The sequence below is a fragment of the Streptomyces sp. NBC_00647 genome (genome assembly GCF_045207245.1).
Lineage (GTDB): Bacteria > Actinomycetota > Actinomycetes > Streptomycetales > Streptomycetaceae > Streptomyces.
In genome coordinates, this window is the sequence record NZ_CP109040.1 from 8,107,376 (window position 1) to 8,120,574 (window position 13,199).

The window sequence follows — 13,199 nt, forward strand, 5'->3', positions numbered from 1 at the left end:
AGAGGAGCCGTTCATGCTGTTCCGGCAGCTGGAGTACTTCGTGGCGGTGGCCAGGGAGCGGCACTTCGCGCGGGCCGCGGAGTCCTGCTACGTCTCGCAGCCCGCGCTCTCGGCGGCGATCGCCAAGCTGGAGCGGGAGTTGAACGTCACCCTCATCAACCGCGGGCACAACTACCAGGGCCTCACACCCGAAGGCGAGCGGCTCGTCGTGTGGGCCAAGCGGATCCTCGCCGAGCAGGACGCCTTCAAGGCAGAGGTGGCGGCCGTGCAGTCGGGCATCACCGGGACGCTCCGGCTCGGGACGGACCCGACGGCCTCGACGACGCTGGCGATGCCCGTGGCCGCGTTCTGCGCGGCGCACCCACTGGCCAAGGTGCAGGTCCGCTCGCGCCTGTCGACGAAGGAACTCCACCGCCAGCTCCGCGACTTCGAGCTCGACGTGGCCATAGCCCACTTCGATCCGGGGGATCAGGAAGGCCTTCAGGTGGTGCCCCTGTACCAGGAGAGGTACATGCTGCTGGTCTCCGACGACCAGCTGATGTCCCAGACCACCACCATGACGTGGGCGGACGCGGCACAGCTGCCGCTCGCGCTGCTCACCCCGGACATGCGGATCCGCCAGATCATCGACGGCGTCTTCGCGGACAAGGGCTTCGTGGTGACACCGCAGGTGGAGACGGACTCCATCGCCGCGCTCTACGCGCATGTCGGCGGCGGCGACTGGGCGAGCATCGTTCCGCACACCTGGCTGCGCGCGATGCCGGTGATCGGCCGGACGCGCGCGCTGCCGCTGGTCGACCCGGAGGCGGGCGCCCAGGTCTCGGTGGCGATCCACGCGGCCACCCCCGGCTCCGTCGCGGCCCGGGCCTTCGTCAACGCGGCCACGGGCCTGGCGCTGGACGACTTCTTCGGGCAGCCGCTGCCGAGCGAGCACCGCGTGCGCTGAGCCGGCGGACGACGCGGGAGCCGCCGCGGTCAGCGAACGTACCGGGCCTCGACCGCGACCCGGTCGAGACCGCCCTTGGCGGTGTGCGGCAGCGCGGCGACGAGCTCCAGCCGGTCGGGCACCTCGCAGGCGGCCAGCCGGTCGCGGCAGTACCGCAGGATCTCCTCCGCCCCGATGGTCTCGCCCGCGCGGACGGCCACGGCGGCGCCGACGCGCTGCCCGTACACCGGATCGGGTACGGCGAACACGGCCGCCTCGGCGACCCCGGGACATCCGGCGAGGATGTCCTCGACCCGCTCGGGGGAGACCTTCTCGCCGCCCCGGTTGATGATGTTGTCGATCCGTCCCGTGAGGGAGAGATAGCCGTCCGCGTCCAGGGACCCCAGATCGCCGGTGCGCAGCCAGCCGCCCGCGAAACCGCGCGCCGTCCGCTCCGGTTCGGCGAGATAGCCGCGGGCGACGGTGGGCCCGCGCAGCCACACCTCGCCCTGGACACCGGCCGGGCACGGCCGCCCGTTCCGGTCGGCCACCCGCACGTCCACCCCGGTCGGCAGGCCGACAGACCCGTGCTTGAGGACGCCGTGCTGGGGCAGCGGCTCACTGGTCGCCTGGTGCGTGGCCTCGGTCGTGCCGTACGCCGAGAGCAGCGGCGCGCCGAACGCGCGCTCCAGGGCCCGCTGCGTGGCCGGGTTCAGCGGGGCGCTGCAACTGCGCACGAAACGCAGGGGCGGCCCGTGCGGGACCGGGTGCTCGAACTCCGCGCGGTCGAGCAGGATCTCGTGCACGGTCGGGACCGCGGTGAACCAGGTGGCGCCCGCGGCCCGCATGTCGTCCCGGAACGTCCGCGCGGAGAACCGCCCGCCCGCCGGCAGCAGCACGCATCCCCCGCCGGCGAGGGACGCCAGCAACGCCGCGAACAACCCGTGACCGTGGAAGAACGGCATCACCGCCACCGTCGCGTCCTCGGGCCCGAGCCGGTAGCCGGCGCAGATGCCCCGTACGGACGCGGCGACGTTCGCGTGCGTCAGCGGGACCATCCTGGCGCGGGCCGTGGTCCCGGCCGTGTACAGGACCAGGGCGTCGCCCGGTGTCAATTCCTCTGCGGCTCCCCGTACTCGACGCACCGATGGGCCGGTGTCGAGGACGACCGCCGCCGTTCCGGCCCGGGAGACGTCCACGCGAAGGGGCCAGGTGGGAACCCCCACGGGGACCACCGGCGGGGCGTCGGCCGCGGGCCGGCCGACCAGGACCGCCGGTGCGCCGAGCGCGTCGAGCCGCGCGGACAGCTCCGGTCCCGGCAGCGCGGGGTCCAGCGGCGCCACCACCAGACCGGCCCGCGCCGCCCCCAGCAACGCGACCACGAACTCGACGGTGTTGGCACCGATCAGACCGATCGCGGCACCCCGGCGCAGCCCGGTGGCGCCGAGCCGCGCGGCCACGTCGTCGGCCAGCGTGGCGAGGGCCCGGTACGAGAGATGCACCCGGTCGGCGGTGACGATCAGGGCCTGGGCGTACGGGCGTTCACGCACCTGCCGGTCGAGGAGACCGGCGAGTCCCGTGATCTCGGGGGGACGGTGCCCGTCTGTGTCGCGCACCGGTCCCGCGGCCGGAAGGGCCATGACCGCACCTCCTCACGCCAGGTCCGATGAAGCGTCGACCGCCCGAGAAGGCCGTCCACCGCTTCGGCGAAGCGGTCCCCTGCGAGCCTGCGGCGGAGCCCTGTGCACGTCCAATACGTACTGGTGAACGCCCGATAGCAGTTGTCTATCAAGGGAGTTGCGCGGCCTGGACCTGCCGTCGATAGACGCTGTTTATCGGCTGGTCGCCGATGGGTCTTGGACGCGGACGAGCGGGCTCTGGATGGTGGGAGAAGCAGCCGCACCGGCAGGATCTGCCCAAGGAGGACCTCGGACCATGACCGCCCCCTCGACACTGGAGACCGCGGCGAACGCCGACACGACCGAGCTCACCGACGGGTACCACCTGGTCGTCGACGCGCTGAGGATGAACGACGTCGACACCATCTACGGAGTCGTCGGCATTCCGATCACCGACCTGGCCCGCCTCGCGCAGGCGCGGGGCATCCGCTACATCGGCTTCCGGCACGAGAGCAACGCGGGACACGCTGCGGCTGCGGCCGGCTACCTCACGAAGAAGCCCGGCATCTGCCTGACCGTGTCCGCGCCGGGCTTCCTGAACGGGCTGGTCGCCCTCGCGAACGCCACCACCAACTGCTTCCCCATGGTCCAGATCTCCGGCTCCAGCGAACGGCACCTGGTCGACCTCAAGCAGGGCGACTACGAGGAGATGGACCAGCTCGCCGCCGCGCAGCCGTTCTGCAAGGCCGCCTACCGCGTGAGCCGCGTGGAGGACATCGGCCGGGGCATCGCCCGCGCCCTGCGCACGGCGGTCTCCGGGCGCCCCGGCGGTGTGTATCTCGACATCCCCGCCGCGGTGCTCGGCTCCATCATGGACGCGGAGGCGGGCGCGAAGACGCTGAGCCGCCTCGTCGACCCCGCGCCGCGCCAACTGCCGGGGGCCGAGGCGGTCGACCGCGCCATCGAGCTTCTCGCGGGCGCCGAAAGGCCGTTGGTGGTGCTCGGCAAGGGCGCCGCGTACGCACAGGCCGACGACCGCGTCCGCGAGTTCGTCGAGTCCACCGGCATCCCCTACATACCGATGTCGATGGCGAAGGGCCTGCTGCCCGACGACCACCCGCAGTCGGCCGCCACCGCCCGCTCGCTGGCCTTGAAGAAGGCCGACGTCGTGATGCTCGTCGGCGCCCGCCTCAACTGGCTGCTGAACCACGGCGAGGCACCGCAGTGGAACCCCGACGCCCGGTTCATCCAGGTGGACATCGAGGCCAGAGAGATGGACAGCAACCAGCCCATCGCGGCCCCGCTCGTCGGAGACATCGAGTCGGTGCTCGACGCGATCGCCGAGCGGGCCAAGCCCGGCCGCATCGCGGCGCCCGCCGCCTGGCGCGAGGAACTGGCCGCGCGTTCGGCGCAGAACGTGGCGAGGATGGCGGAGCGGCTCAAGGCCGACCCCCACCCCATGCAGTTCATGGGCGCTCTGAAGGCCGTACGTGACGTCGTGCACGAGCGCCCGGAGACGTACATCGTCAACGAGGGCGCGAACGCGCTGGACATCGCGCGCAACGTGATCGACATGCAGGTGCCGCGGCACCGCCTGGACAGCGGCACCTGGGGTGTCATGGGGATCGGCATGGGCTACGCGATCGCCGCCGCCGTCGAGAGCGGCGCCCCGGTCGTGGCCGTCGAGGGCGACAGCGCCTTCGGGTTCAGCGGCATGGAGCTGGAGACGATCTGCCGCTACGGCCTGCCCGTGGTCACGGTCATCATGAACAACGGCGGTGTCTACCGCGGCGACGACGTCAATCCCCTCGGTGACGCCCCCTCGCCGACGACCCTGATGCTCGCGGCCCGCCACGACCGGATGATCGAGGCGTTCGGCGGCAAGGGCTACCGCGCGACCACGCCCGCCGAGGTCACCGTCGCCCTCACCGAGGCGCTGGCCGCCGGCGGCCCGGCGCTCATCGACTGCGTGATCGACCCCTCCGCGGGGACCGAGAGCGGCCACATCGCGCACCTGAACCCGAAGGGCATCACCGGCGGCAACATCACGCCGGCCCGGAATTGAACTCCGAACTCCCCTCCCGTACGGCCGACTTCCGCACCGAGATCATTCACGAGAAGGAATCCACCATGAGTGAAAAGCCGCTCGCCGGAATCAAGGTGATCGACTTCACCGGCGTCCAGGCCGGTCCCGCGTGCACGCAGCTGCTCGCCTGGTTCGGCGCCGACGTCATCAAGGTCGAGCGCGTCGGCGGAGGCGATGTGACACGCCGTCAACTCCGGGACATCCCCGACCTCGACGCCCTCTACTTCACCATGCTGAACAGCAACAAGCGCTCCCTGGCGATCAACACGAAGTCCCCCGAGGGCAAGGAGGTCATGGAGAGGCTGATCCGCGAGGCCGACCTCCTGGTGGAGAACTTCGCGCCGGGCGCCATGGACCGCATGGGTCTCGGCTGGGACCACATCCACGCGCTCAACCCGCGGCTGATCTTCGGTTCCGTCAAGGGCTTCAACGACGACTCCCAGTGGAACGACCTCAAGGTGTACGAGAACGTCGCCCAGGCCGCCGGTGGCGCCGCGTCGACCACCGGGTTCTGGGACGGACCGCCCACCATCAGCGGCTCCGCGCTCGGCGACAGCAACAGCGGTATGCACCTGATGATCGGCCTGCTGACGGCGATCATCCAGCGCAACGCGACCGGGCTCGGCCAGAAGGTCTCGGTGTCCATGCAGGACGCCGTGCTCAACCTGACCCGGGTCAAGCTGCGCGACCAGCAGCGCCTGGAGCGGGTCGGCCACCTGGAGGAGTACCCGCAGTACCCGAACGGCGAGTTCGGCGACGCGGTGCCGCGCGGGGGCAACGCCGGCGGCGGCGGGCAGCCCGGCTGGATCCTGAAGTGCAAGGGCTGGGAGACCGACCCCAACGCCTACATCTACTTCACGGTCCAGGAGCAGAACTGGGTCCGCACCTGCGAGGCCATCGGCCGGCCGGAGTGGGCCGAAGACCCCGAGTACGACACCGCCCTGGCCCGTCAGCCGCACATCATGGACATCTTCGGCGAGATCGAGAAGTGGCTGGCGGACAAGACCAAGTACGAGGCGGTCGACATCCTGCGCACCTTCGAGGTGCCGTGCGCGCCGGTGCTCAGCATGAAGGAGCTCGCCGAGGACCCCGACATGCGCAAGAGCGGCACGATCGTCGAGGTCGAGCAGAAGGAGCGCGGCACCTATCTGACGGTGGGCAGCCCGATCAAGTTCTCCGGATTCAAGCCCGAGATCACCGGCGCGCCGCTGCTCGGCGAGCACACCGACGAGGTGCTCGCGGACCTCGGCTATGACGCGGACGCCATCCGCAGGCTGCACGAGGGGAAGGTCGTCGCCTGACGTCGACGCCCGGACGGCCTCGCGCACCCGAGTGCCCCGCGAACGGATACCGTTCGCGGGGCACTCGGGCGTCGATGGGGTCCGGTGCTCCGTCTCGCGGCACCGCATCCGTCGGTCACGCGGTCAACACGTCACGCGCTCAGACGCTCGCGCGGTCGGCGCCGGTCTCGGACCGCCGCAGCATCATCTCCCGCTCGCGGGCGCGCCGCGCCGTGACGTCCCGGATGACGGCCCCGACGTACGACGCGCCGTCGCTCCCGGCCAGCAGCACCACGCTGAACTCGATGGACAGGGTCCGGCCGTCCGCCGCCAGCGCGGGAACCGTCAGGAGGTCCGCCTCGCCGTACTTGGTGGCACCCTTCTCCATGGCCGTGCGGAAGCCGTTGCCGACGGCGGTGCTTCTCCGGGATGATGACGTCCAGGCTGCGGCCGTCCGCCTCGGCCGCGGAGAACCCGAAGATGCGCTCGGCGCCCCGGTTCCAGTAGCGGATCAGGTTGTCGCTGTCGACGATCACCACTCCGTCGGGTGCCTGGGCGGCCATGCCCAGGATCACCTCGGGATCGAGCTTGTCCATGTCGCCTCCGAACCGGGGCCAGTGGTGCCGACAGTATACAGAATCCCGGACAGGAAGATCCCTTGCGTGCGGGGGCTGTTGGTGAGGGGAACTGATTCCACGGGCCCCTGGTGATCGGGTGCCGTGCGTGGGATCGTCTCGCCGTGACCGAAACCGCTGTTGGAGAGACCGCTTCGGGGAGACCCGACGACCGCACGGCGTCCGTTCTGCGCTTCGCGACGGAACTCGTGGCCTGGGTGGCCACGCCCTGGGCCCTGTCCGGCCACTCCTGGCCGCTCGCCGTGCTCTCGGTCGTGGTGCTGATCGGTCTGCCGACCGTGTTCGCCATACCGGGGGACAAGAGCAACGTCCTTGTTCCGGTGCCGGGTTGGGCGACCGTGCTCCTGGTTCTGCTGCAACTCGTCGCGGCGGTGGTGTGCTCGTGGCTGGCCTGGCCCGGCTGGGCGGCGGGCCCGGTCACCCTGCTGGCCGCCGCCACGTGCGTCACCGAGCGGCGGCGCTGGCAGTGGCTGTGCCGCACCGGGTCCGCCCGGCCGATCACCTGAATGCGACCGGGGCGGCGACGCGACGGACGGGTGGCACCGGAGGGGCAAACCGCGTGACGTCACGTCACCCGGTCACCCCGAAGTGGCTGTTCGTGGTCAGGCCGTCGTCCGTGAGCGCCGCGGCGACGCAGCGGAACACCCGCAGCCCCTCGGCCCATTGCGCGGGGGTCGGCGGCAGGACGTCCACGTCCCAGCGGGAGCCGTCCGCGCGGCCGGTGGACGTCAGGGACTTCCGCATGACCTGCTGGGAACACAGCGCCCGGACGTCGGGATGCTTGGCGAGATCCCTCGCGTTGTACGTCATCCCGTCCTTGGGAAGGGGGGCGATGGCGAAGGTCTCCCAGACATGCTCGACATGGCAGTCGGCGCGGCTGACGGTGATCGACCCCGAGATGTCGGTGATGCCGCTCCAGCACTCGGCGGTCGTGACGCAGCGGCCGCCCACTCCCTCGACGTCCGCGGCGGCGCAGCCGTGACGGGTGGTCCGCACGCCGCCGAAGGCCGCGTCGCCGCCCGGCGAACCCTTGCCCGTGGCCTTCGCGGACGGGGACCCGGCGGACCGGGAGCCGGGGCCGCCCGGAGACCCGTACTCATGGATCACCAGGGTGACGGACACGCTCACCGTGACCACGGCCGCCAGCACGCCGATCAGTCCGGGCCGCCACCGCGAAGACCTGCGGTCCCCGGGCTCCGCGACCGTGCTCGCCCCGCCGGCGGACGGGGGTCCGCCGCGCTCGTCGTCCGCGCGGCCGCCCTCCGGGCGCGGCCCGGCGCCCCCGCCCGCGCCACCGGGCCGACCGTCCGGAGTCACCGGGCCCGAGGGCGGCGGGGGAACGGTGCCGGGCGGCGTGTACGGCGTGTCGGGCGCGGGCGGCGCGTTCCGGTGCGCGGGCACGGTGGTGGCCATGCGGGGCGCCGGCCCGAACGCGCCCCGATCGGTGCTGTCGACGTCGACGGTGGCCAGGGCGTCCCGCAGCGTCCCCGCGTCCGGCGTCCGGGACCCCGGATCCGTCGCCAGGGCATGTCTGAGCAGCTCGTTGAAGGCGCTGGGCACTCCCGGCAGATCGGGGTAGGGCCAGGTGTGCCGGACGATGAGTTCCGCGAGACTGAGCTGGGTGCCGTCCTCGGGATGGTGCGGCGGACGGCCGCGCAGGAGGGCGTAGAGCGTCGCGGCGAGCGAGTACACGTCACCGGTCGTCGTGGGTTCGGCCAGGTGGAAGGCCTCGGGCGGCGCGTACGCCGGGGTCAGCGCCTCGCGTGTCACCGACAGTTCCCGGCCGGGCCTGGGGATGGCCGCCAGACCGAAGTCGGTGAGGGCGGCGGCGCCGTACCGGTTGACCATGATGTTGCCCGGCTTGATGTCGCGGTGCAGCACCCCGAGGTCATGCGCCGCGGCCAGCGCGTCGGCGATGCCCAGCCCTATGTCGCGGGCCTCCTTGACGGTGAGCGGTCCATGGCGGTGCAGGCGGTCGCCGAGCGAGCCGCCGGGACACAACTCCATGACCATGTACGGGCGGTCGTCACCGAGGACGCCCGCGTCGTAGACCGGGACCACGTGCGGATGCCCGGACAACTGCCCCGCCGCCGTGACCTCGCGCAGGAAGCGCTGCCGGTCACGGTCCGAGGCCAGCGCCCTGCCGTCCACCTTCAGCGCCACTTCCCGGCCCACCGCCAACTGGCGTGCCCGGTAGACCGTGGCGAAGCCGCCTCGGCCCAGGACCCCCTGGATCTCGTATCCGGAGAGTTCCACGTGTTCGTACCGCATGGTGCCGTCATCCCCCAGCGCGCAAACCCCCACGGCAGAACGTCGGACCGGGGATCGCGCCGACTCTAGCCCAGTCGTGCGAGCCGGTGGGGTCCGTCGGTCATGCGGTCGCCGGGGAGGAAGGAAGGGGGTGGCCGACCCCCGGCATCGCCTCTTGCCGGACCCCTGGTCAGCGGGGTGCGTGGACCCCGTCCAGTGCCACCGACAGGACGCGGTCGCGCTGGGCGTCGTCCAGGAAGTTCGTCGCCGTGATGCCGGCGACCATGCGCAGCAGGTCGTCGAAGGTCATGTCGGCCCGCGCCTCGCCCGCCTTCTGCGCGCGCTCGAAGAGGGGGCCGCCGGCGGCGTACATCGATTCCCGGCAGGCCAGGAAGATCTCCGACTCGTCGTTGAGGGCCTCGCGGATGGCCCGCTTGGTGACCGTGTAGTCCACGAAGCGGCGCAGCCATGACGTCAGCGCCACCCACGGCTCCAGGTCTGCGACCTCCTCGGCGACCCGGCACAGGTCGTCGACCTCGCCCGCGTAGACGCTCTCGAAGAGATGGCGGCGGGTCGGGAAGTTCCGGTACAGCGTGCCGATGCCGACACCGGCGCGTCGGGCCACGTCCTCCAGGGAGGCCTCCGCGCCACTCTCCGCGAACGCCTCGCGGGCGGCCGCCAGCAGCGCGTCGTAGTTCCGGGCCGCGTCCTTCCGGTGCGGCCGCCGGGACGCGACGATCTCGCTGACGGGGAACGGCTGTGCCGTCACTGCTGCCTCCCGGCTGCATCCGGATTGAAACGGAGGTATGCCTCCGCTACAGTGGAGGGGTACCTCCACTTTACCAGTCGGGGTGCGTTCGGCGTGGACGCGTGCGGCCGCACGCGTAGCCGGCGCGCTCGTGCCCCCGTCCTCGATCCCCGGCGGAGCGTGCGGTGAACCGCACGCACGGCCCCACCCGCGCACGTCCATTCCGCGACCGCCGTCGCGGTCGTCGGTGTGCCCGACACCGCTCCGCAACCTGCCCGTCCCGTACGACCGTGGCCCGTACCTCGGCCGCATCCTGTCCGGAGAGGCTCTTCATGCCCCGCACGTCCACCCGCCTCACCTTCGCGGTCCTCGCGACCGGTGCCGGCGTGTTCGCCATGCTGCAATCGCTCATCGCACCGGCCCTGCCGACCGTCCAGCACGCGATGCACACCTCGCAGTCCACCGCGACCTGGGTGATGACCGCCTACCTGCTGTCCGCGTCGATCTTCACGCCCATCCTCGGCCGGGTCGGCGACCTGATCGGCAAGAAACGCACCCTCGTCGCCGTTCTCCTGGCCGTCCTGGCCGGCTGTCTGCTCGCCGCGCTCGCGCCCACCATCGGCGTACTGATCGTCGCCCGGGTCGTGCAGGGCATCGGCGGAGCCCTGTTCCCGCTGTCCTTCGGCATCATCCGGGACGAGTTCGCCGCGTCCCAGGTGAGCGGCAGCATCAGCAACCTGTCCGCCGTGATCGCCGCCGGCGGGGGAGTCGGCATGGTGGCGGCCGGTCCGATCGTGACCGCCCTCGACTACCGCTGGCTGTTCTGGATCCCCGTCGCCGTCGTCGCGGCCACCACGCTGATCGCCCTGCGTTACGTCCCCGAGTCTCCCAACCGGGCCCAGGGGCGCGTGAATTGGCTCGGCGCCGTGCTGCTCTCGGGCTGGCTCGTGGCGCTGCTGCTGCCGCTCAGCCAGGCGAGCCACTGGGGCTGGGGGTCGGCCAAGGTGATCGGTCTCTTCGTCACGGCCGTGCTGCTCTTCGCGCTCTGGCTGGGCTCCGAGGCCCGCTCCCGCAGCCCGCTCATCGACCTGCGCATCATGCGGCTGCCCGCCGTGTGGACCACCAACACCGCCGCGCTGCTGTTCGGCGCGGGCATGTACGCGATCTGGTCCTTCCTCCCCGGGTTCGTCCAGACTCCGAGCTCGGCCGGTTACGGCTTCGGCGCGAGTGTGACCGCGGCCGGACTGCTCATGCTGCCGATGCTGATCGCGATGTTCTGCTCGGGCGTGCTGAGCGGTCGCCTCGAGCCCGTCCTCGGCGCCAAGAGGCTGCTGGTCGCCGGTGCCGCGCTCGGCGCGGTCGCCTGCGGATTCCTGGCTCTCTGGCACGACCGGCCGTGGCAGATCGCTTTCGCGGCGGGTGTCTTCGGCCTCGGCATCGGACTCGCCTTCGCCGCGATGGCCAACCTCATCGTCGGCAGCGTCCCGGCCGAACAGACCGGCGCCGCCACCGGGATGAACGCCAACATCCGCACCATCGGGGGTTCCATCGGCGCCGCGGTGACCAGCGTGCTGGTGACCGGCCGGCTCCAGTCCTCGGGCCTGCCGTACGAGTCCGGGTACACCCACGGGTTCACCCTGCTCGCCCTGCTCTGCCTGGCCGCCGCACTGGCCGCGCTCCTCGTCCCCGTCCGGCGCACGGCACGTCTCTCCGGCACACCCCGGGCTTCGGGGCGGACCGTGAGCGGGACCCCCGGTGACGGTGCCGGTGCCGGTGCGGCGACGGAAGGCGAGGCCGTCGCTCCGGGCGCGCGGAGCTGACCCGGCTTCCGTGGCCACGGGGCCGGCATCGTCCCCGCGGCCCGGGGGCGGCCCCGCCGACGAGAGCTTCTCAGCCGGCGGGGCCGATCTCGGCGAACTCGTCGAGCAGGGCCGACGCGGCGGTCACATCGTCCGTGAGGGGACGGTCCCGCATGTCCGGGTCCAGAACCGCCGCCGCGCGCACGTAGGCACGCCCCGCCGGGGTGCCCGGAGTGGGCGGGGTGCCGCGCAGACGCAACGCCCGTACGGCGGCGACGAGTTCGCAGGCCACGACCAGCCGGTACGCCTGTGCCAGCCGCAGCGACTTGCGAGCCGCCTGGGTCGCGAAGGTCGCCGCCTCCTCCATGCCCTGGGACAGCACCACGTGCCCGAGCGCGGCCGGGGTGGCGCACGCCTGTATCTCGGCGAGGGCGGACGCCGCGCTGTACTCCAGGATCATCATTCCCGACCCGGCGGAGGAGGTGTCGGCCAAGTAGGACCGCAGTCCGGTCAGTTCGGGGCGGCCGAGAGCGGACAGCCGCGCCGCCGAGAGCCGGGCCGTGCCGAGCACGGCGAGGCCCAGCTGATCGAGCGCGAGGGTGAGTGGCGCGGTGAAGAACCCGCCGTGATGCTGTGCGACGGGGGCGCCCGTGGTCTCGTCCCAGCTGATGAGGGGGTTCTCGGTGGCGGAGTTGAGATCGATCGACAGCACCCGCTCCAGGCCCGACCACGCCTCCGTCGCGGGGCCGTGGACCTGCGGAAAGCAGCGGAAGCCGAAGGGGTCCTGCACCCGTGCGGCCACTCCGCCCGACGGCTGCGGCACGACCGCTCCGTCGCCGGCCGCCACCCCGAGCAGGCCTCTGACCTGGGCCGCGGCCCGCCCGATCGCCGGGTGCGGATGGGCCCGGTGGACCTCGGGCGCGTACGCCTCGAGCGAGCCTCCCACCGCGTGCAGCGAGAGCGCGGCGACCACGTGCGCGGCGCGGAGCGGGACACCGAGATCGTGCCAGGCGAGCGCGGACTGGCCGAGAGTGAGGGCGTTGCTGCTCAACAGGGCCAGCGCGTCCCCTCGTTGAATGGCCAGACTTGTCAGGAACGGGCTCTCCGCGAACGGACTCTCCGCGAACGGGCTCTCCTCGAACGGGCCCTGCGGGAGCGTGAACTCGGAGACGGGTCGCCCGGAGGGACGGTTCCCGGAGGCCACCCGGTCCCGTAGCCAGGTGCCGTGGCCGAAGAGGGCAAGGCCCAGCTGGGCCAGTGCCGTCAGATCGCCGGTGCCCACGGACCCGTACTCGGGGACCCGGGGATGCACTCCGGCGCGGAGGGCTTCCGTGACGGCGACCGCGATCTCGGGACCCAATCCCGATCCGCCGACGAGGAGTTGGTTGGCGCGCACCACCATCATCGCGCGGACCTGACGTGCGGGGAGGGGCTCGCCCACGCCGCCCGCGTGACTGAGGAGCAGTCGCAGATCATGGCCCGCGCCGTCGTGTTCCTCGACGGCCAGGCCCCGGTGCGCGCCCACACCGGTACTGCGCCCGTAGACCCGGGCGCCCTCCGCCGCCAGCCGGCGCGCGGCCCGGCGGGTGCGTTCCATCGCCTCGAGTGCCGCGGGATGCGGGGGAGGAGGTGTCGCTCCGTCGGCGATCCGGGCCACCGCGGCGGCATCGAGGCCCCGGCCGTGAAGGGCCGCGCCGCGCGACACGGTGCCGCCGGTGATCTCGCCGGACGCGGAGCCGGTGGCCGCGTCGGCCGTGCGCTCGAGCATGACGGACGCTCACTCCTCAGCCGTACGCCGACAGAAGACAGAGGACAGAGGACAGAGTGCAGAAGACAGAGGGCAGAAGGGCGGGCCGG

Annotated in this window: 10 protein-coding genes; 5 read left to right on the forward strand and 5 right to left on the reverse strand. The window is 72.2% G+C overall.

The window, feature by feature from the left end; genetic code table 11:
* The first annotated feature begins 13 nt into the window (after positions 1-13).
* On the forward strand, positions 14-946 hold the full coding sequence (locus OG788_RS35590; RefSeq protein WP_385695726.1) for a LysR family transcriptional regulator: 933 nt from the start codon (positions 14-16) through the stop codon (positions 944-946).
* A 29-nt stretch (positions 947-975) separates the two neighbouring features.
* On the opposite strand, the gene OG788_RS35595 is transcribed toward OG788_RS35590, so the two are convergent.
* Entirely contained in the window at positions 976-2,565 is a 1,590-nt protein-coding gene (locus tag OG788_RS35595; RefSeq protein WP_406375152.1) for a FadD7 family fatty acid--CoA ligase, read from the reverse strand.
* A gap of 295 nt (positions 2,566-2,860) precedes the next feature.
* Here OG788_RS35595 and oxc point away from each other — a divergent pair, with 295 nt between their 5' ends.
* On the forward strand, positions 2,861-4,609 hold the full coding sequence (gene oxc, locus OG788_RS35600) for an oxalyl-CoA decarboxylase (RefSeq protein ID WP_406375153.1): 1,749 nt from the start codon (positions 2,861-2,863) through the stop codon (positions 4,607-4,609).
* A 65-nt stretch (positions 4,610-4,674) separates the two neighbouring features.
* Entirely contained in the window at positions 4,675-5,931 is a 1,257-nt protein-coding gene (gene frc, locus OG788_RS35605; RefSeq protein ID WP_406375154.1) for a formyl-CoA transferase, read from the forward strand.
* 131 nt (positions 5,932-6,062) lie between these two features.
* Here frc and OG788_RS35610 read toward each other — a convergent pair whose 3' ends face one another.
* Positions 6,063-6,506: a PAS domain-containing protein gene (locus OG788_RS35610; RefSeq protein WP_406375155.1), complete on the reverse strand. Its 444-nt coding sequence runs from the start codon at positions 6,504-6,506 to the stop codon at positions 6,063-6,065.
* A 143-nt stretch (positions 6,507-6,649) separates the two neighbouring features.
* Between OG788_RS35610 and OG788_RS35615 the strand changes: the two genes are divergently transcribed.
* Positions 6,650-7,051 carry a hypothetical protein gene (locus OG788_RS35615; RefSeq protein ID WP_406375156.1) on the forward strand — a complete coding sequence of 134 codons (402 nt, stop codon included), beginning with the start codon at positions 6,650-6,652 and terminating at the stop codon, positions 7,049-7,051.
* 64 nt (positions 7,052-7,115) lie between these two features.
* On the opposite strand, the gene OG788_RS35620 is transcribed toward OG788_RS35615, so the two are convergent.
* Complete coding sequence (locus tag OG788_RS35620) at positions 7,116-8,816, reverse strand: protein kinase domain-containing protein (RefSeq protein ID WP_406375157.1); 1,701 nt, start codon at positions 8,814-8,816, stop codon at positions 7,116-7,118.
* A gap of 169 nt (positions 8,817-8,985) precedes the next feature.
* Positions 8,986-9,564, reverse strand: coding sequence for a TetR/AcrR family transcriptional regulator (locus OG788_RS35625; protein ID WP_406375158.1), 579 nt, complete (start codon positions 9,562-9,564; stop codon positions 8,986-8,988).
* A gap of 311 nt (positions 9,565-9,875) precedes the next feature.
* Here OG788_RS35625 and OG788_RS35630 point away from each other — a divergent pair, with 311 nt between their 5' ends.
* Entirely contained in the window at positions 9,876-11,363 is a 1,488-nt protein-coding gene (locus tag OG788_RS35630) for an MFS transporter (protein WP_406375159.1), read from the forward strand.
* A 70-nt stretch (positions 11,364-11,433) separates the two neighbouring features.
* Here OG788_RS35630 and OG788_RS35635 read toward each other — a convergent pair whose 3' ends face one another.
* Positions 11,434-13,110, reverse strand: coding sequence for an aromatic amino acid ammonia-lyase (locus OG788_RS35635; RefSeq protein ID WP_406375160.1), 1,677 nt, complete (start codon positions 13,108-13,110; stop codon positions 11,434-11,436).
* Between the last annotated feature and the right edge of the window lie 89 nt (positions 13,111-13,199).

Coding starts and splice junctions, on each gene's coding strand:
- OG788_RS35590 (WP_385695726.1), top strand. CDS start 14: ATGCTGTTCCGGCAGCTGGAGTACTTCGTGGCGGTGGCCAGGGAGCGG.
- OG788_RS35595 (WP_406375152.1), bottom strand. CDS start 2,565: ATGGCCCTTCCGGCCGCGGGACCGGTGCGCGACACAGACGGGCACCGT.
- oxc (WP_406375153.1), top strand. CDS start 2,861: ATGACCGCCCCCTCGACACTGGAGACCGCGGCGAACGCCGACACGACC.
- frc (WP_406375154.1), top strand. CDS start 4,675: ATGAGTGAAAAGCCGCTCGCCGGAATCAAGGTGATCGACTTCACCGGC.
- OG788_RS35610 (WP_406375155.1), bottom strand. CDS start 6,506: ATGGACAAGCTCGATCCCGAGGTGATCCTGGGCATGGCCGCCCAGGCA.
- OG788_RS35620 (WP_406375157.1), bottom strand. CDS start 8,816: ATGCGGTACGAACACGTGGAACTCTCCGGATACGAGATCCAGGGGGTC.
- OG788_RS35630 (WP_406375159.1), top strand. CDS start 9,876: ATGCCCCGCACGTCCACCCGCCTCACCTTCGCGGTCCTCGCGACCGGT.
- OG788_RS35635 (WP_406375160.1), bottom strand. CDS start 13,110: ATGCTCGAGCGCACGGCCGACGCGGCCACCGGCTCCGCGTCCGGCGAG.